This is a genomic window from Amycolatopsis sp. cmx-11-32 (assembly GCF_047608695.1).
Classification (GTDB): Bacteria; Actinomycetota; Actinomycetes; order Mycobacteriales; family Pseudonocardiaceae; genus Amycolatopsis.
Genome location: NZ_JADNQN010000005.1, coordinates 405446 through 423719, shown reverse-complemented (window position 1 = coordinate 423719; position 18274 = coordinate 405446). Strand labels below are relative to the sequence as shown.

The window sequence follows — 18274 nt, the reverse complement described above, 5'->3', positions numbered from 1 at the left end:
TTACATCCTAAGCGTCATGTTTTCCAGGTCCTGATCAGGAGGCGTTGGCCGTGCCCTTGCAGATCCAGAAGAGTTCGTGGAGCACGACGGAGCTCGAAGACCTCCGGGACCTTGCCCGGACCTTCTGCCAGAAGGAACTCGCGCCGAACCAGGAACGCTGGGCGGCCGACAAGAAGGTCGACCGCGAGCTCTGGACGAAGGCGGGCGAGGTCGGCTTGCTGGCGTTGTCCATCCCGGAGGAGTACGGCGGTGGTGGCGGTACGTTCGGCCACGAGGCCGTGCTCTACGAGGAGCAGGCCCGGTCCGGCGACAGCGCATGGGGCGTCACCGTCCACAATGGAATCGTCGCGCACTATCTGCTGGAGTACGCCATTGAAGAGAAGAAGCGGGAGTGGCTGCCGAAGTTCGCCTCCGGTGAGATGGTCGGCGCGGTCGCGATGACCGAACCCGGCACGGGTTCGGACCTGCAGAGCATCAAGACCCGCGCGGTCCGCGACGGCGACGACTACGTCATCAACGGCGCGAAGACGTTCATCACCAACGGTTTCCACGCCGACCTCGTCGTCGTCGCGGTGAAGACCGACCCGGACGCGGGCGCGCAGGGCGTCTCCCTGATCGCCGTCGAGACCGACACGCCGGGCTTCAGCCGCGGCCGCGTCCTCGACAAGATCGGGCTCAAGGGCCAGGACACCGCGGAGCTGAACTTCGACGACGTCCGCGTGCCCGCCGCCAACCTCCTCGGTGACAAGGAAGGCCTCGGCTTCGTCCAGCTCATGCAGCAGCTGCCGCAGGAACGGCTGATCATCGCCGTCACCGCGGTCGCCGGGATGGAGGCCGCGATCGACCAGACCATCGCCTACACCAAGGACCGCCAGGCGTTCGGCCGTCCGATCTACAACTTCCAGAACACGAAGTTCAAACTCGCCGAGGCCGCCACCGAGGCCGCGGTTTCGCGCGCGTACCTCGACCAGTGCATCGAGCGGCACCTGCGCAAGGAACTCGACGTGCAGGGCGCGGCGATGGCGAAGCTGTGGACCACCGAACGGGTCAACAAGGTCGTCGACGACTGCCTGCAGTTGTTCGGTGGCTACGGCTACATGACCGAGTACCCGATCGCGCGCGCGTGGGCCGACATCCGGATTTCCCGTATCTTCGGCGGTACCAGCGAGATCATGAAGGAAATCATCTCCCGCACGCTGTAAACCGTTGCCGTACATGGAAAGGACGTGGCGATGAAGGCTGGGCCACTGAGCGGCCTCAAGGTCGTCGAGCTGGCCGGGCTCGCCCCGGCGCCGTTCGCCTGCACGATTCTCGCCGATCTCGGCGCGGAGGTCGTCCGGATCGACCGGGCGACACCGGGCGACGACGTCATCGCGTTCCCGAACGACCCGCTCGCCCGCGGCAGACGGTCGATCGGGATCAACACCAAGACCCCCGAGGGGGTCGAGCTGGTGCTGAAGCTCGCCGACGAGGCCGACGTGCTCATCGAGGGTTTCCGTCCCGGGGTGGCCGAGCGGATGGGCATCGGGCCGGAGCAGGTCCACGCCCGCAACCCGCGGCTGGTCTACGGGCGGATGACCGGCTGGGGCCAGGACGGCCCGCTGGCCACCGTCGCCGGGCACGACATCAACTACATCGGCATCGCCGGCGCGCTCGAACCGATCGGGCCCGCGGGACAGCGGCCGGTGGTTCCGCTCAACCTCATCGGTGACTTCGGCGGCGGTGGCCTTCTGCTCGCGATGGGCGTGCTGGCGGCGTTGTTCGAACGCCAGTCGTCCGGCAAGGGGCAGGTAGTCGACGCGTCCATGGTGGACGGTGCGGCGTTGCTGACCACCAGTCTGCACGGACTCCTGAACTCCGGGCTCTGGCCGGGCGGGCGCGGTGAGAACCTGCTCGACGGCGGTGCGCCGTTCTACGACACCTACGAGACCGCCGACGGCAAGTACGTCGCCATCGGCGCGATCGAGATGCGGTTCTGGGGCGCCCTGGTGAAGGTGCTCGGGCTCGATCCCGAGGAGACCCCGGTCCACGTCGACAAGAACGAATGGCCGAAGCTGCGCAAGATCGTCGCCGAGGCCGTCGCGAAGCACACTCGCGACGAACTCGTCGCGAAGGCCGAGGGCACCGACGCGTGCCTGACGCCGGTGCTCGCGCCGGGGGAGGCGCCGTCGCATCCGCACAACGTCGCGCGCGGGACGTTCGTCGACATCGGCGGTGTGGTGCAGCCCGCGCCCGCGCCGAGGTTCGACCGCACCCCGGCGGAGACGCCGGAACCGCCGCGGCCCAAGGGCGCCGACACCGCCGACGTCCTCGCGGAACTCGGGGTGGACGCCGACGGGATCGAGCGGCTCAAGGCCGCGGGCACCATCGTGTGAGCTGAAGGGGACTTTCCCCGCCTGAGACGCAGCGAAAGCGTCCTTCACCGCGTGTCATGCGGTGAAGGACGCTTTCAGCCCAGATCGGACCGCAGCATCGAATAGAGGATGTGGTCGCGCCAGGCCCCGTCCCGGAACCCGTAGCCGCGCAGCACGCCCTCCTTGGTGAAGCCCGCCTTGGTCAGGGAGCGCTGCTCGGCGATGTTGTCCGCCTCGGTCGACGCCTCGACGCGGTTCATCTGCGTATGCGCGAAGAGATAGCGGACCAGCAGCCGCTGCGCCTCGGTCCCGTGGCCGTGGCCGCGTGCCTCGGGGATCAGCACCAGGCCGGCGTTCCAGCAGTACGACGTCGACCCGGACCTGGTCTTGTGCCAGGAGACGAAGCCGAGCCGCTGCCCGTCGAGCACGATCATCAGCATGCCGTTGTCCGCCGCGAGCATACCGGTCTCGGTCCAGCGACGGCGCAGGAAGTGCGGGTCGTGCCAGCCGTGCCATTCGAACGCGCCCGCGGCCCGCGGGTCGTTCGTCAGCGCCTCGAGCGTCGGCAGGTCGTCTTCGTGGACCGGTCTGAGCGCGACTCCGGTGTCGTTCATTGAGTCGAGATTAGGGGCTGAAGGTGCCGTGCCGTCCCGCACCGCCACTGAACCGGCTCGCGCCCTCGGCGGCCTCCTCGGCGAGCCCGCCGCGGATCAGCGCGTTCGAGAACTCGGCCCGCATCGCCTCTTCCTCGGTGAGCCCGTACTGGCCGTACGCGGACTTGCGGTCCGCGCGCAGGCACGCCTGCGGGAACGCGGCCAGTTCGCGCGCGAGGGCTTGGGCGGCGCTCAGCGCCTCGCCGTCGGGCACGACCCGGTTCGCCAGCCCGATGGCCAGCGCCTCCTCGGCGTCGACCGGCCTGCCGGTGAGGATCAGGTCCATCGCCCGGGAGTGCCCGATCAGCCGGGGGAGGCGCACCGTGCCGCCGTCGATCAGCGGCACCCCCCAGCGGCGGCAGAACACCCCGAAGACGGCCGTGCTGTCGGCGACTCGCAGATCGCACCACAGGGCCAGTTCCAGGCCACCCGCGACGGCGTGTCCGCGGACCGCGGCGATCACCGGCTTCGACAACGCCATCCGCGTCGGCCCCATCGGCCCGTCGCCCGCCGGGCCGAGCGAGTTGGCGCGGTCGGTGCCGACGGCCTTCAGATCGGCTCCGGCACAGAAGGCGTCACCCGAACCGGTGAGCACGGCGACCGAAGCCTCCTCGTCGCCGTCGAAGGCGCGCAACGCGTCCGCCAGCGCGACCGCGGCCGGCCCGTCCACCGCGTTGCGGGCCTCGGGCCGGTTCAGCGTGATCGTCGTCACCGGCCCGTCCCGGTGGACGAGAACGTTTTCGGTCATCAATCGCTCCCTGAGGTGAATCCGGGTGGGCAACAGGGCCCGGGGCTCCTTAAAGTGGTGACAAAGTCCGCAGTGCGCGCGGAGTCATCGTCTGGACACTACGGTGTGATGGGATGGAGCCATGTCGCCCGGCTTGAAGAAATTCGTTGTGATCGCTGTCGTCGCGCTCGTGCTCTTCTTTCTGATCAGCAGGCCGACGCAATCCGCCGATGCCGTCCACACCGCACTCGGCTGGCTCCGGTCAGGTGCCGAAGCCATCGTGACGTTCGTCCGGAGCCTCTTCTCCTGACCGGTTCCGCCACCCCCGGTGTCCTCGGTGACGCCGGTGATCAGCGTGCGCGGCCACCAGCGGTTATCACTCAGGGTCACTCATGTCGGATTTCGGTCGGGTGACTCGACCATCCGGGTGGATTGCCTCCGAAAACCCGCTGGTCGACGAATTCGTGCCCTGGAAGCTCTGGCGGAACAGACCTTCGCGCCCCTACGGTGCTCACATTGCGTGATCGGTTGGTCCTCCAGGCGCCGGAGCCGGCCTCCTGGGCGAGAAGTTTCCGCAGGTGCAAGCCCCAGAGCAGCGGGAACTTCCAGCCGGGCAAGTAAGTCAGGACTTGTCAGTCGGGGAATCATGAGGAGGCAGGGATGACCGGAGATCCCGGAGTCGATGCGTTGATCCGGCAGTGGGCCGCCGAGCGGGAGCAGACCCCCGAGGAGCAGGAGGCCGACCGGATCGCGTCGGCGTGGCTGGCCGACGTGCCCCGCCAAGCTCCCGGTATCCCCGGCCAGCGTCAGCAGTCCGGCCAGGCGCGATGGGCGCCGGTCGAGGCCACCGACCCCGGCTACCTCGACGCGATGCGCAGCCGTCTGCCTGGGGTGCCGCAGGACCTGCTGGTCGCCGCCGCGGGCTGGTGGCAGATGGTCGGCGGCGTCGCCGAGGCCGAAGCCTGGTGGGACGCCGGCATCAGCCCGCTCGATCAGCGTGCCCTCGACTACCGCGCGGCCGGGCTCGCCCCGTCCGATCTGAGCCGCCGTCTCGGCCCGATGACCGTGTTGCAGCACCTTCGCCGCGGCAGCGCCCCGGCCTGGTGCGTGGCGCGGCTGGCGAGGCAGCAGAAGTCCGCCTGACGAGAACTTCTCGCACGCCTGGGTGAACCGGCGTGACAGGGGCGATTTCGATTACCGCGTAACGCTAACCTGCGCGAGCTCGTTGTTCGAGTATCGGTCGTGATCGCCGCCCACGCTGGAGGACCCGCTTCGTGCGCACCACCCCGGAAAACGACGAGCTCGTCGCCGACCCGGCCACGCCCACTCCGCCACGCCGCGGGGTGGGCGCCGCCGTACTCGGCAGGCTGGTGATCGTGCTGGCCGTGCTCGCCCTCGCCGCGGGAGGGATCTGGCTGGTGACCAAGGCGTCCGCCCCGGTCGCGAGCCCGACGACGATGGAGATCCCCGCGTTGGAGGTCAAGGCGGCGGACGTCAAACCGGGGACGGTCGTCCCGGTCAACGCCACCCCCGCCGGCGGCGCGGCCCAGCAGACCTCGCCGCAGCAGGCGCAGCCGAAACCGGGCAAGGACCCCCTCGCCACCTGGACCGAACGAGCGGCGCGCGCCACCGGCATCCCGGTCAGGGCGCTGCTCGCCTACGGCAACGCCGAGCTGGCGATGCGCCAGATGCAGCCGAACTGCAAGATCTCTTGGGCCACCCTGGCAGGCATCGGCCGGATCGAGTCGAACCACGGCCAGTACGGCGGCGCCGTCCTCGGCCAGGACGGACGGCCCTCGAAGCCGATCATCGGCGTCCCGCTCGACGGGTCGCCCGGCGTCAAGGCGATCGGCGACACCGACGGCGGACAGTTCGACGGTGACCCGGCCGTCGACCGCGCTGTCGGCCCGATGCAGTTCATCCCCAGCACCTGGCGCCGGTACGCCGCCGACGGCAACCGCGACGGTGTCGGCGACCCGCAGCAGATCGACGACGCGACCCTGGCGGCGGCGCGCTACCTGTGCGTGAACAACCGGGACATGTCGGCGGCCTCGGGATGGTGGGCCGGGATCCTGTCGTACAACAACTCGACGGAGTACGCGCAGAAGGTCTTCGGGCTGGCGGACGACTACGCGAAGGCCGTTCAGACCGCGAAGTGACCTACGCCGCCACTGTCGTCACCACCGTGGGCTGAAGGGAGCTTTCCCCGCATGACATGTGGGGAGAGCTCCCTTCGCCGCATGACATGCGGGGAAAGTCCCCTTCAGCCCCCGCTCGGGAGCAGCCGGGACCAAGGTCCCGACCGGCCCGGTCGCCGAACTTTCGCCGCGCGGCCAGTGCTAGCGTCGATGCGTGCCCGCATCGTCCGTCACCCTGCGCCGCCTCGGCATCGCCGGCGTCTGCCTGGTGAGCCTGGCGCTGTGCTGCGGGCTCGCCTGGTGGCAGTGGGAGCGCTTCTCCTCGGCGAGCGGGACCTTCCAGAACCTCGGCTACGTCCTGCAGTGGCCGCTGTTCGGGCTGTTCCCCGCGTTCATGTTCTGGCGGATCCGCAAACTCCGCCGCCAGGCCGCGGAAGCCGACACCCCGGAGCGGACGGCCGAGACCGTCGTCCCCGAAGCGCCCGCGCCCCGGCGGAGACGTGCCCCGGAACCCGCGCCGTCCGCTCCCGAGGACGACGAGCTCGCCGCGTACAACAAGTACCTGCGTGAACTCAACGCCCGCGACAAGTAGTTCCCCAGAGAGGTTCGAGACCCTATGACCACCCGAACTGACGACGCTGCCCCGGCCCACTCGGTCTCGCTGGGCGGGCCGCTGATCCGGTTCCGCGTCGCGGCGTACGCCACCGGTGTGGCCCTGCTCGGGCTGGTCGTCGAGATGCTGCTGCAGTACGTCTTCCGCGTGGAACTTCCCCAGTTCGTGAAGATGATCCCCATGGTCCACGGCGGGCTCTACCTGATCTACCTGCTGCTTTCGGTCGACCTCGCGATCAAGGCCCGCTGGTCGATGAAGGGCACCGTCCTCGTGCTGATCGCCGGTTGCGTCCCGTTCTTCTCCTTCGTGATGGAGCGCAAGGTCACGCACAAGGTCCAAGCGGGCGTCAAGCTCTAAGCCCGGCGCCGGAAGGTCAGCGCCACCAGGAAGGACAACGCCGTCACGATGGCGGCGGTGGCGAACGCCGAGGTCATCCCGTGGACCGCGGTCTCCGCCGGGCTCCCGGACGGGGTCCGCGTCACCGTGCCGAACACCGTGATCAGGATCGCGAGCCCCAGCGTCGCCCCGACCTGCTGCAAGGTCTGCAGGAGCCCGCCGGCGGCACCCGCGTCGTCGGTGGGCACCGTCGCCATGATGATCACGCTCAGCGGGGAGAACGCCAGCCCCGCGCCGGCGCCCATCAGCACCATCGGCCCGAGCAGATGGGAGAAGTACCCGCTGTCGGTGGTGAGCGCGGTCAGCCAGACGACCCCGCCGGTCATCAGCGCCGTGCCGGTCAGCGCGAGCGGTTTCGGGCCGAACCGGGGGAGCAGCCGCGGAATAAGCCTGCTGAGCCCGAACATGCACAGGGCCATCGGCAGGAACGCGAAGCCGGTCTCCAGCGCGGCGAATCCCGCGATGTCCTGCAGGAACTGGGTCAGGAAGAAGAAAAGCGACATCATCGCCATCGGCCCGAGGAAGAAGTTGACGTAGGCCGCGGCGCGGTCGCGTTCGGCGAACAGCCGCAACGGGATCAGCGGCTGGCTCACCCGCGTCTCGATCGTGAGGAACGCGGCCAGCAGAGCCAGCCCGGCGGCGAGGCTGCCGAGGGTGATGGTGTCGCCCCAGCCGTGCGACGCGGCGTGGGTGAACGCGAACACCAGCGAGCCGACGCCGAAGGTGCCGGTGATCGCGCCGGGAAGGTCCAGTCGCGCGCGCCGCCGAGGGGGATCGGCGACGTACCGCGAGGTGAGCAGGACGATCGCGAGCCCGAACGGGACGTTGATGTACAGCGCCGCGCGCCACGAGATCCATTCGGTCAGCAGCCCGCCGAGCAGCAGGCCGATCGCGAAACCGCCGCTGGACATCGCCGAGAACAGCGCCAGCGCACGCACCCTGGCCTTGGCCTCGGTGAATGTGCTGGTGATCAGCGCCAGTGTGCTCGGCCCGGCGAGCGCCGCGCCGACACCTTGCGCGATCCGCGCCGCGATCAGCATCTCAGCCGAACCGGCGAGGCCGCCGAGCAGGGACGCGGCGGTGAACACGGCCGTGCCCACGACGAACATCCGGCGTCGGCCGAACAGGTCGCCCGCCCGTCCGCCGAGCAGCAGCAAACCGCCGAAGACGAGGCTGTAGGCGGTCATCACCCAGGACAGCCCGGTGTCGGTGAAGCCGAGTTCGGACTGGATGCGGGGGAGCGCGACGTTCATCACCGTCGCGTCGAGGATGAGCATGAGCTGGCAGGTCAGCACGATCGGCAAGACCAGCCGGTGTGGAGATGGTGGGGCCTCGGCCGTCTCCGGCCTAGGCTCGGTACGCAGGGATCGCTCGGTCAAGGAATACTCCAAAGACGTAACGAGATGAAGCGGAGAGACTCTCCACTTGAGGTCGTGAGCGATGATATGGAGAGTGTCTCCGCTTACGCAAGTGGATTGGGAGAACGTCTCCGTTTTCGTCGCCCGAGGAGGTGCAGATGGCCACGGCCGATCCGGTCCGTCCCATGCGCGCGGACGCGCGGCGCAACTACGAGCGCATCGTGGCTGTGGCGAAGAAGGCGTTCGCCGCCGACGGCGTGGACGTGCCAGCCGACGACATCGCCAAACGCGCGGGCGTCGGCGCCGGCACGTTGTACCGGCACTTCCCGACGCGCGAAAAACTGGTCGAGGCCGTCTATCGCGACGAGATCGATGGGCTGGCGCAGCGCGCTTTCGACCTGCTCGAAGAACTACCGCCTGGAAAGGCGCTCGAGACGTGGCTGTCGACGCACGTCGTCTACGTGGTCGAGAAGCACGGGCTGGCGATGACGCTGAAGGCGTCCGTCGACGCCGGGTCCGAGGTCTTCGGCTGGTGCCAGGCCCGGCTGCGGACCGCGTCCGACGCGATCGTGAAGGCGGCTCAGGAGGAGGGCTTGCTCCGAACCGATGTCACCGGGGTCGACATCCTGAGGCTGGGCCACGGGGTGGGTTCGGCCGCGAGCAAGGCGTCGCCGGAGGACACCGAGCGGCTGCTCGCGATCGTGCTGGACGGCCTCCGGGCGCGTTGATTCTCGGACGAGGCGACCCTCGCGACCCTCGCGACCGTGCGTTGCTCGTTTGAAGTACCTGAAAGACCCCTTCCTCGCGCCTGGCGCAGGGTCCCGGCAAAGTCGAGGTCTTGCAGGTCAGACGGTTATTCGTCGCTGTGTGAGACTGACGAGGTAGGAATGAGGACGTCTAGTGTCCCCATTCCTACATCGTCGCGGGGTTCACACTGGTTGCGGAGCTTGATCAACAGGGGTTCAGGGACATGCCTTCCCCGCTCGGCCCTTGCGGGCACTAGCGATGACAAGTCCGGATTACCACCAGCAGCTCCGCGACTTCGCCGGGACCCTGGCGCCTGGCGCGAGGAAGGGGTCCTTCATGTACTGGTGAACGCGTGAAGGGACCCTTCACGCGCGTTGGTTGTGACTGGTGGTGCGCGGAGGCTCAAGTTGGTGTTCCAAGAGAGGTGAGGGGAACTTCAAGGGACTCTGGGTCCCTTAAGGAGGCCTTCACGGACGACCCGCGATTCGATCGCACACCCTGGACGCCTCCGGAGGTCTCCCGGCATGTGGCGGTGGGTCAGGAGCCGATCCCGGTGAGGGACCGCACCTCCATCTCGGCGTGCTTGTCCGGATCCGCCTTCGAGCGGCCGACGAACGTGCCGACGATGCCGCACAGGAACGAGAACGGGATCGAGACCAGGCCGGGGTTCTTCAGCGGGAACCAGTGGAAGTCGACGCTCTTGATGATCGAGTCCGCGGACCCGGACATCACCGGCGAGAAGAGCACGAGCACCAGGCTCGCGATCAGTCCGCCGTAGATGCCCCACAGCGTGCCGGTGGTGTTGAACCGTTTCCAGAACAGCGAGTACAGCAGCGTCGAGAGGTTCGCCGACGCCGCGACCGCGAACGCCAGCGCCACCAGGAAAGCGATGTTCTGCCCGTTCGCCAGGATGCCACCCACGATCGCGAACGCCCCCACGGCGACCGCGGTCAGCCGGGCGACCCGGACCTCGGCGGCCGGTTCCGCCTTGCCGCGCTTGAAGATGTTGGCGTAGACGTCGTGGGCGAAGGAGGCCGACGCGGTGATCGTCAGCCCGGCGACGACGGCGAGGATGGTCGCGAAGGCCACCGCCGAGACGATGCCGAGCAGGACGGTTCCGCCGATGTTCAGCGCGAGCAGCGGCGCGGCGGAATTCTCCCCGCCCGGCGCGTTCTTGATCGCCTCCGGGCCGACGAGGGCGGCCGCGCCGAAGCCGATGACCAGGGTGCAGAGATAGAAGACGGTCATGCAGGCGGTCGCCCACACCACCGAGCGCCGCGCCTCGCGCGAGTTCGGCACCGTGTAGAACCGCATCAGCACGTGCGGGAGCGCGGCGGCGCCGAGGACCAGTGCCAGCGCCAGCGAGACGAAGTCGAGTTTCGTGATCTCGCTCTTGCCGTACGAACCGCCAGGCTGCAGCAGTTCGTCGCCGAGCGGGCTCCTGTCGGCGGCGGCGGAAAGCAGGTTCGAGAAGCTGAAGCCGAACTTGCCGAACAGGAACACGGTGATCAGCGCGCCGGTCAGCAGCAGGATGGTCGCCTTGATGATCTGCACCCACGTGGTGCCCTTCATCCCGCCGACCAGCACGTACAGCACCATGACGACGCCGACGACGCCGATCACCAGCGCTTGGCCGACGCCGCCGTGGATGTCCAGCAACAGCGCCACCAGCCCGCCGGCGCCCGCCATCTGCGCGAGCATGTAGAAGAAGGAGATCACCAGGGTCGACGTCGCGGCCGCGGCGCGGACCGGGCGCTGCTTCATCCGGAAGCTCAGCACGTCGCCCATGGTGAAGCGGCCGGTGTTGCGCAGCAGTTCCGCGATCAGCAGCAGATCGACCATCCAGGCCACGAGGAACCCGATCGAGTACAGGAAGCCGTCGTAGCCGTGGATCGCGATCGCCCCGGCGATACCCAGGAACGACGCCGCCGAGAGGAAGTCACCCGAGAGCGCGATGCCGTTCTGCCGCCCGGTGAAGGCGCTGCCCGCCGCGTAGTAGTCCGAAGTGGAGGAATTGCGCGTGCTGGCGCGGTACACCACGTACAGGGTGATCGCGACGAACAGCGCGAACACCGCGATGTTCAGGACCGGGTCGTTGTCGGGGATGCTCATCGCTCCCCCGCCTCGACCGAGGCCCGCAGCTGCTCGACCTTGGGGTCGAGCCGTTTGTTGGCGAAGCGCAGGTAGGCGATCGTGATCAGGATCGTGCTCGCGAACTGGCCGAGGCCGAGCAGGATGCCGACGTTGATCTCGCCGATCACCTTCCGGCTCATGAAGTCGTGCGCGTAGGCCGCCAGCAGCACGAACGTCATGTACCAGGTGAAGAACAGCAGGCTCATCGGGAACACGAACCGTCGGAAGGTCTTGCGCAGCGCGACGAACTCCTTGCCGTGCTGGATCCGGTCGAAGTCCGGGCCGGTACTGCGCTGCGGCGGGGGAGCGGTCTGGCGCCCGCGGACGAACAACGCGGGCAGCTGCCCGGTGTCCTCGAGGGCGTTGCTCACCGCGTAGGGGCGCGCGACGTCGGGCATGGGTTCCTCCGGGGGCTTGCTGGCATCCGGCGCGGGACGGAGCGCACATACTAACTACGGCTTCGGGCGCGCTGAATAGGCGACCCCGCTTCCACGAACGCACGACCTGGTATTCGTTTTCCTGTTGTATTAGTGTTCTGGAAATTCATTTTGGTCGAAATGATTCGGCTTTCTCACTCGTAATAGTGAGGTCGCTTGTCACGCGCGGTCGTCGCCCGAACGGCCCACTGCGGCAAAAGGTGGAGGTGACCACGCTGTGTCCCTCGTTTTGGTGACAGATCGTAGTTCTGGTTCCGGGTCGCGACGGGGTTCGATACTGTGCCCGCCATCGCGGACCGGGGAAGATCCCCTGGTTCGACGGTCATCCCGAAAGGAATCACCACGTCGAGCGACAACGAGCCGACCAGCGTGGCAAGGCCACAACATCGGGCACACATTTGAGCTTGACCCACCCGTTGGGGGCACGGAAAGTAGTTCGACTGGGCTACGTGGCTACCCTGCGTAGGCTGATCGGGTGACAGGGGCATCCTGTGTATCCGCGCAACCCGTAACCGGAATTCCCTCGTTTGTGACGCGGAGACGGATTTCGGGCCGTGTACATCGTTCAGGTGTGCACTTTTCCCAGGTCAGCGCCCGTGTGCTGAACGGAATTGACGGCGCCCGGATTGGTGTACGATTCTTTGGCCCGGCTGACCCGCAGTGATCGATTGGCAAAAAAGTTGATCTCGACGACCATGCACTTCGCAGGTTGCGACCTGCACGTGCAGGTGCAAGACCTCCTGAAGCGGACCGGTGTTCCTGGGGACACCAGGATCGCCGGACGGGGTCCCTCATGTCGCGGTCGATCACGTGGTCAGGCCGGGGCCGAGTTCCCCGCAGGTGAGTACCTCGCGGGAACGGACGCCTCAGACCGTGCCAGGACGCCGGACAGGGAGTCACCTACGTGACCGTTGCAGGAGAAGGCCAAGTGCCTGTCGGGGAGCTGCTGGGCCGCACTCCCCGGCCATCGCGGTGGGCCACCGGCTGGCGCGCGGTCGTTCGCTGGCGGGACTGGAGCCTGCCGGTGAAGCTGTCGGCCGTGACGCTGGTGCCGATCCTCATCGCGCTCGCACTGGGCATCGCCACCATCGCGGGACAGGTCGGCCGTTCCGACGGCTACCAGCGGCTGGACCGCCTCGTCGCGCTGAGCGGGCAGATCCGCACGCTCGCCGACGGTCTCGGCCGTGAACGCACCCAGTCCGCCGCCGGGCTGACCACCGGCACCGTCGGCGGCACCCTCGAACTCGGCTCCGCCCGCGCCGACGTCGACACCGCCATTCCTCTCTATGTGGCCGCCGCGTCCAGGGCCGTCGAGAACGAGCCGTCGCTTCGCCAGGCACGCGACGCCGCGGCCGTCCAGCTGGCCAGGCTGGCCGACATCCGGCAGCGGGCCTCCGCCGGACAGCTCGACCCCGTCCAGGCCATCGGCGAGTACACCGACGTCACCACCGCGCTGCTCGCCGTCGACACCGCGTTGGCCGCGGGCGCCAGCCAAGACGTCCTCGGCGGCACTCCCGCCGCGTTGCACGACCTCGTCGTGATGAAGGAACAGCTTTCACTGAGCCAGGCACTGGTCTCCTTCGGCATCGCCCGCTCGAGCCTCGCGCCGAGCGAGCTCGACCAGCTGCGCACCGCCGAACTGCGGCTGTCCGACCGGTTCACCGACTTCCGCGCCGCCGCTTCGGAACAGCAGCGCCAAAGTTTCGGCGCTACCGTCACCGACGAAGCGATGGAGACGCGCGACAGGCTCGCGAAGACCGCGCTCGGCGAGCAGGGCACCCCTTCCGCACAGGCGTTCCGCACGTTGTCCGCGCAGGGCTGGAACGACGCCTCGAACGCGGTGATCACCAAGACGGGCGAGATCGCGAACAAGTTCGGAGCACAGGCGAGTTCGGTATCGGCCGAACTGGTCGACGACGCCAGCAGCGGCGCGGGCCTGCTCGCGGTCCTGTTGTTCGGCGCGATGGTGCTCGCCGTCGCGGTCGTCTTCCTCATCACCCGTCAGCTGCTGCGCTCACTGAAGGTGCTGCGCGCCAGCGCCCTCGACGTCGCCGAGAAGCAACTGCCGGACGCGGTCCGCAACATCCAGGAGGGCCGCTCGCAGGGCACCGACGTGCGGCCGGTGCCGGTCGGCGGCGACGACGAGATCGGCGAGGTCGCCAGAGCCTTCGACAAGGTGCACCACCAGGCGCTGCGCCTGGCAACCGAGCAGGCCTCGATGCGGACCGGCTACAGCAACGTGTTCGTCAACCTCTCCCGCCGCAGCCAAAGTCTCGTGCAGCGGCAGCTGCAGCTGATCGAGCGGCTGGAGCGCGACGAGGAGGACGCCGACCAGCTCGCCACGTTGTTCCAGCTGGACCACCTCGCCACCCGCATGCGCCGCAACAACGAGAACCTGATGGTCCTCTCCGGCGCCGAGCCGGGCAGGCGGTCCGGCCAGCCGGTCTCCGCCACCGACGTGGTGCGCGCGGCGGTGTCCGAGATCGAGCAGTACCAACGGGTCACCGTGCAGAACCCGCCGCCGGTCCGGCTGGTCGGGTACGCGGCCAACGATCTGATGCGCCTGATCGCCGAGCTGCTGGACAACGCCACCGCGTTCTCCGCGCCGGAAACCCAGGTGACCGTCGCGACCAGGCTCGTCGAAGACGGCTCGTTCGGCATCGACATCCTCGACAAGGGAATCGGGATGAACGAGGCCGAGGTCGCCGAGGCCAACGCCCGGCTCACCGAGGCCCCCAACGTCGACCTCGCCACCTCGCGCCGGATGGGCCTGTTCGTGGTCGGACGCCTGGCCAGCAGGCACCACATCGGCGTCTCGCTGCACGGCGGCAAGGACATCGTCGGCGTGCGGGCCACCGTCTCGGTCCCGGCGGACCTCGTGATGCCCCCGCCGGGAGACCCCGGCCCCGCCACCGGCCCGATCACCCAGCGCCTCGCGCCGCTGCCGCCGCAGCAGCCGGGTGGCCTGCCCCGCCGTCAGCGTCCCGTGAACGGCTCGCGGCCGAGCGTGCCCCCGCAGGGCGTCGAGCGGTGGCCGTCGGCGAACGATCTGGCGGGCCACACCAAACCCGGGATGAACGGGCACGCCCCCACCCAGGACCCGCGGCCGCCGTCGGATCTGGAGATCTCGGGAACGGCGCTGTTCAGCCCGATCCCCAAGGACCAGACGACATCTCCGCCCGCCCAGCCGCCGTCGACCCCACCGCCGTCGACCCCGCAGCCCCGTTCGCCGGAGCCCGCCGCCGAGCCCGAGCCGGTCGCCAAGGACGTGCCGAAGCCCGCCGAGTCCACGTCGGCTTCGATGGAAGGCGAACTGCCCAGCGGCAAGGAACTGTTCGAGGCCAAGAACAGCACCACGCTGAGCGAGTGGTGGAACCAGGCGACCACTCCGCCCCCGGTGGCGGCGCCGCCCACCGCGTCGGAGACGACGCCGATCTTCGACGAGATGCTCTCGGCGTGGTTCCGTTCGCCCGCCCCCGTGCCGGAAAAACCCGCGGCCAAACCGGCGGCCAAGAAGGAGAAGCCGGGGCAGACGGAGCCCGAAGAGAAGAAGGTCGCCGAGCCCGCCGCCGAAGCCGGGGCCACCGCCGAGCAGGAGGCACGCAACTGGGATTTCGCCAGCGACAAGGCCTTCCGCACGGTGCAGGAGGTTTCCCAGACCACCCCGTCGACGTTCACCCAGGCCGGGTTGCCGCGTCGCCGCAAGGGCGAGCAGCTGCTGCCGGGCAGCGCGGCGTCGTCGCTCCCGGCCGCCGAGCCCGCCGCCGAGTCGGACCTGCCGGTCCGCGACCCGGCGAACGTGCGCGGCAGGCTGAGCAGTTTCCAGCAGGGCGTCAAGCGGGGCCGCAAGGAGATGGCGGCCAAGGCCCCGCCTGCCCCCGCCACCCAGCCGGAAGCGACGCCCGTGCCCGCGAAGGCACCGGAGCCCGCGAAGGCACCGAAGACGGCCGCGCGTCCAGTGGCGCCGCCCGCCGCGCTGCCGAGCCGGAAGCCCGAGAAAAAACCGCAGGCAGCGACGCCGGAACCGGAACCGGTCTCCGCCGTCGAGGAGACCGACGCGTGGAACTTCGGCTCCGACGAAGGCTGGAAGGCCGCCCAAGCGGTGTCCCAGTCTTTGCCTCCGAAGATGACTTCGGCAGGATTACCCCGGCGCCGTCGCGGGGAGCAACTGCTTCCGGGCAGCGCGGGACCGCCCGGCGGGGCGGTCACCCCCCGACCACAGCGAGACGCGCACGACGTGCGCGGCCGCCTGAGCAGTTTCCAGCAGGGCATCCAGCGCGGACGGCACCACACAGCCCAGGCGACCGAAGCCAACCACGAAACCCTGGAGGGTGAATGACCTCGCCGAACCCGGCCCAGCCCCAGCAGAACCAGTTCGGGTGGCTGGTGAACGACTTCGCGGAGCGAGTGCCCGGAGTGGCGCACGCCGTGGTCGTGTCGGCGGACGGCCTCCTGCTCACCGCGTCCAGCAGGCTTCCGCTGGACCGGGCCGACCAGCTGGCCGCGGTCGCGTCCGGCCTGGTGAGCCTGACCCAGGGTGCCGCACGGTGCTTCGAAGCGGGCGCGGTCAACGAGACCGTCGTCGAAATGGAACTCGGCATCATGGTGCTGATGTCCATCAGCGACGGCTCCTGCCTGGCCATCCTCGCCGCCCCGAACTGCGACATCGGACAGGTCGCCTACGAGATGACGATGCTCGTGGACCGCGTCGGCCAGATCCTCACGCCGGAACTCCGCGCGCAATTGCAGGGCGCCGGTGGGTCGCTGATCGGCGAACCGGTGGGATGATGTCCCGATGAGCACCGGGTCCGGATCCTTCGGCGAACCGCCGGGGACGGGTGAACACCAGCCCCCGCGCGCGGGGGCTGCCAATGCCGCCGGTTCAAGGGACGACGGTACCTTCGCCGACGTCCTGAACGGCTTCACCCTGGATTCGGGCCGTGGTCGTCGGAAGCGCAAGAAGAGCAAGCAGTCCGAAGATGCCCCGGTTCCCCATGCAGTCCCGCAGCCGACCGATCAAGGAGACCGCGTGACCTCACTTGCTTCTCCACCCGACAGCGGCGCAGGCGCCGTCGGGCCGAGACCAGGTGGTCTTTTCGACCCGGGCCCACCCAGTGGCGAGTTCATCATGCCCGCCGTTTTCGAGCAGGCGCCTTCGCCGCTCGAAGAGACGGCGATCGTCCGTCCCTATGCCCTCACGGGCGGCCGGACCAAGGCGAACTACGCTCTCGAGCTGGAGACGCTCATCTCCACCAAGGACCACGTCACCGCGGGTAGCCTTCCCGCGGTGGCCGCGGAGCAGATCGAGTGCGTCTCGATCATCGAGGAGTGCCGGACCCCGCGTTCGGTCGCCGAGATCGCGGCGACCCTGCGTGTACCGCTGGGTGTGGCACGCGTGCTGATCAGCGACGCGGCGGACGCGGGACTGGTCAGCGTGCACAAGACGATTTCGGGCAATGACGGCGCCGAGGCACATCTGGTGTTGATGGAAAGGGTTTTGAGTGGACTCCGTCGGCTTTAAGGCACCGCGGGACACCGCGCCCCCGACCATGACATCCGCGAAGATCGTCGTGGCGGGTGGTTTCGGTGCGGGTAAGACGACCTTCGTCGGTTCGGTGTCGGAGATCGTCCCGCTCACCACCGAGGCGATGATGACGGACGCCAGTCGGGGGATCGACAACCTCGACCAGACGCCCAACAAATCGACCACCACGGTCGCGATGGACTTCGGCCGGGTCTCCCTCGACGCGGACCTGATCCTCTACCTGTTCGGCACGCCAGGGCAGCAGCGGTTCTGGTTCATGTGGGACGACCTCGTCCGCGGCGCGATCGGCGCCGTGGTGCTGGCCGACACGCGACGGCTGGCCGATTCGTTCGCGCCGATCGACTTCTTCGAGGACCGGGGCCTGCCCTACATCGTCGGGGTCAACACCTTCGACGGCGTCCTCGAGCACGACATCAACGACGTGCGTGAAGCGTTGTCGATCGACCCCAACATCCCGATCGTCCGCTGCGACGCCCGTGAACGGGAGTCGACGAAGCAGACGCTGATCACGCTGGTCGAATACGCGATGCGGCAGTGGATCGCGTTGCGCGCGAGCAACTCCAGGTGAACCTGGCGGCGGCAGCGTAGGGGCTGCCGCCCTGGTTCACACCGTTTCGTAACTCAGCAGCACCGCACGCCCGTCGAGCGTGCGCGTGCCGGTCAGCCGCAGGTCCGTCCGGACGCCGCCCGGGAACACCTGCCTGCCGCCGCCGAGCACCACCGGGTGCACGACGACATGGACCTCGTCGATCAGGCCGCGGTCCGACAGCGCGGTGGCCAGCTCGGCCCCGCCCATCAGCAGCAAGTCCTTGCCGGGCCCGCTTGTGAGTTCGGTGATGCGCTCGGTGAGGCCGCCGCCGACCACTTCGGTGTTCCAGCCGGCCTTTTCCAGTGTCCGGGAGAAGACGATCTTCGGGGTCTCGCGCCAGATCGGGGCGTACCTGACGTCGTGCGGGTGGTCCGACAGCGATTCGGCCTGCGGCCAGAACGACGACATCATGTCCCAGACACGCCGCCCGTAGACCAAGGTGTCGGCGCGGTCGGTCAGTTCCTGGGAGTGGTCGGACAGCTCAGGTCCCATCGCGGGCCAGTCGAACTCCCCGTTCGGGCCCTCGATGTGGCCGTCTAGCGAGGTGTGCACGAAGTAGACGAGCTTGCGCATGGCTGGATCCC

Annotated in this window: 19 protein-coding genes; 12 read left to right on the top strand and 7 right to left on the bottom strand. The window is 68.7% G+C overall.

Features of this window, described 5'->3' with window-relative positions; translation table 11 throughout:
- The first annotated feature begins 50 nt into the window (after positions 1 to 50).
- Complete coding sequence (locus tag ACM6LR_RS18175; protein ID WP_414937398.1) at positions 51 to 1202, top strand: acyl-CoA dehydrogenase family protein; 1152 nt, start codon at positions 51 to 53, stop codon at positions 1200 to 1202.
- A gap of 30 nt (positions 1203 to 1232) precedes the next feature.
- A complete protein-coding gene (locus ACM6LR_RS18170; protein WP_414937399.1) occupies positions 1233 to 2375 on the top strand; it encodes a CaiB/BaiF CoA transferase family protein in 1143 nt (380 codons plus the stop codon).
- A 74-nt stretch (positions 2376 to 2449) separates the two neighbouring features.
- Here ACM6LR_RS18170 and ACM6LR_RS18165 read toward each other — a convergent pair whose 3' ends face one another.
- Together ACM6LR_RS18165 and ACM6LR_RS18160 are read right to left on the bottom strand one after the other, a co-directional pair.
- Entirely contained in the window at positions 2450 to 2968 is a 519-nt protein-coding gene (locus ACM6LR_RS18165) for a GNAT family N-acetyltransferase (protein ID WP_414937400.1), read from the bottom strand.
- A gap of 10 nt (positions 2969 to 2978) precedes the next feature.
- Positions 2979 to 3755, bottom strand: coding sequence for a crotonase/enoyl-CoA hydratase family protein (locus tag ACM6LR_RS18160; RefSeq protein ID WP_414944155.1), 777 nt, complete (start codon positions 3753 to 3755; stop codon positions 2979 to 2981).
- 133 nt (positions 3756 to 3888) lie between these two features.
- On the opposite strand from ACM6LR_RS18160, the gene ACM6LR_RS18155 reads away from it, so the two are divergent.
- From ACM6LR_RS18155 to ACM6LR_RS18135, 5 genes are all read left to right on the top strand, one after another.
- Positions 3889 to 4044: a hypothetical protein gene (locus ACM6LR_RS18155; protein WP_162182762.1), complete on the top strand. Its 156-nt coding sequence runs from the start codon at positions 3889 to 3891 to the stop codon at positions 4042 to 4044.
- A gap of 350 nt (positions 4045 to 4394) precedes the next feature.
- Positions 4395 to 4877 (top strand): helix-turn-helix transcriptional regulator, encoded by a 483-nt coding sequence (locus ACM6LR_RS18150; RefSeq protein ID WP_414937402.1) that lies wholly within the window; start codon positions 4395 to 4397, stop codon positions 4875 to 4877.
- A gap of 131 nt (positions 4878 to 5008) precedes the next feature.
- Positions 5009 to 5893 (top strand): lytic transglycosylase domain-containing protein, encoded by an 885-nt coding sequence (locus ACM6LR_RS18145; protein WP_414937403.1) that lies wholly within the window; start codon positions 5009 to 5011, stop codon positions 5891 to 5893.
- A gap of 193 nt (positions 5894 to 6086) precedes the next feature.
- Positions 6087 to 6464, top strand: a complete 378-nt coding sequence (locus ACM6LR_RS18140; protein WP_414937404.1) for a hypothetical protein — start codon at positions 6087 to 6089, stop codon at positions 6462 to 6464.
- Between the two features lie 24 nt (positions 6465 to 6488).
- Positions 6489 to 6842 carry a DUF3817 domain-containing protein gene (locus tag ACM6LR_RS18135; RefSeq protein WP_414937405.1) on the top strand — a complete coding sequence of 118 codons (354 nt, stop codon included), beginning with the start codon at positions 6489 to 6491 and terminating at the stop codon, positions 6840 to 6842.
- Here the strand turns inward: ACM6LR_RS18135 and ACM6LR_RS18130 are convergent.
- Entirely contained in the window at positions 6839 to 8260 is a 1422-nt protein-coding gene (locus ACM6LR_RS18130) for an MFS transporter (protein WP_414937406.1), read from the bottom strand. The two genes, ACM6LR_RS18135 and ACM6LR_RS18130, sit on opposite strands and share 4 nt — an antisense overlap.
- Positions 8261 to 8397: 137 nt before the next feature.
- On the opposite strand from ACM6LR_RS18130, the gene ACM6LR_RS18125 reads away from it, so the two are divergent.
- Positions 8398 to 8967, top strand: coding sequence for a TetR/AcrR family transcriptional regulator (locus ACM6LR_RS18125; RefSeq protein WP_414944154.1), 570 nt, complete (start codon positions 8398 to 8400; stop codon positions 8965 to 8967).
- A gap of 556 nt (positions 8968 to 9523) precedes the next feature.
- Here the strand turns inward: ACM6LR_RS18125 and ACM6LR_RS18120 are convergent.
- The 3 genes from ACM6LR_RS18120 to ACM6LR_RS18110 form a co-directional block, all read right to left on the bottom strand.
- Positions 9524 to 11098, bottom strand: coding sequence for a cation acetate symporter (locus ACM6LR_RS18120; protein ID WP_414937408.1), 1575 nt, complete (start codon positions 11096 to 11098; stop codon positions 9524 to 9526).
- Entirely contained in the window at positions 11095 to 11517 is a 423-nt protein-coding gene (locus tag ACM6LR_RS18115) for a DUF485 domain-containing protein (protein WP_414937409.1), read from the bottom strand. The genes ACM6LR_RS18120 and ACM6LR_RS18115 overlap by 4 nt, the downstream gene beginning before the upstream one ends.
- Positions 11518 to 12121: 604 nt before the next feature.
- A complete protein-coding gene (locus ACM6LR_RS18110) occupies positions 12122 to 12253 on the bottom strand; it encodes a hypothetical protein (RefSeq protein ID WP_414944153.1) in 132 nt (43 codons plus the stop codon).
- A gap of 231 nt (positions 12254 to 12484) precedes the next feature.
- Between ACM6LR_RS18110 and ACM6LR_RS18105 the strand changes: the two genes are divergently transcribed.
- The 4 genes from ACM6LR_RS18105 to ACM6LR_RS18090 are packed head-to-tail and all read left to right on the top strand — an operon-like array spanning position 12485 to position 17669.
- A complete protein-coding gene (locus ACM6LR_RS18105) occupies positions 12485 to 15895 on the top strand; it encodes a nitrate- and nitrite sensing domain-containing protein (RefSeq protein WP_414944152.1) in 3411 nt (1136 codons plus the stop codon).
- Positions 15892 to 16344: a roadblock/LC7 domain-containing protein gene (locus ACM6LR_RS18100; protein WP_005166055.1), complete on the top strand. Its 453-nt coding sequence runs from the start codon at positions 15892 to 15894 to the stop codon at positions 16342 to 16344. Before ACM6LR_RS18105 ends, ACM6LR_RS18100 begins: the two co-directional genes overlap by 4 nt.
- A 7-nt stretch (positions 16345 to 16351) precedes the next feature.
- Positions 16352 to 17077: a DUF742 domain-containing protein gene (locus ACM6LR_RS18095; protein WP_414937411.1), complete on the top strand. Its 726-nt coding sequence runs from the start codon at positions 16352 to 16354 to the stop codon at positions 17075 to 17077.
- Between the two features lie 28 nt (positions 17078 to 17105).
- Complete coding sequence (locus ACM6LR_RS18090) at positions 17106 to 17669, top strand: GTP-binding protein (RefSeq protein ID WP_101606490.1); 564 nt, start codon at positions 17106 to 17108, stop codon at positions 17667 to 17669.
- A gap of 36 nt (positions 17670 to 17705) precedes the next feature.
- Here ACM6LR_RS18090 and ACM6LR_RS18085 read toward each other — a convergent pair whose 3' ends face one another.
- Complete coding sequence (locus tag ACM6LR_RS18085) at positions 17706 to 18263, bottom strand: dihydrofolate reductase family protein (RefSeq protein ID WP_414944151.1); 558 nt, start codon at positions 18261 to 18263, stop codon at positions 17706 to 17708.
- Positions 18264 to 18274: the final 11 nt, after the last annotated feature.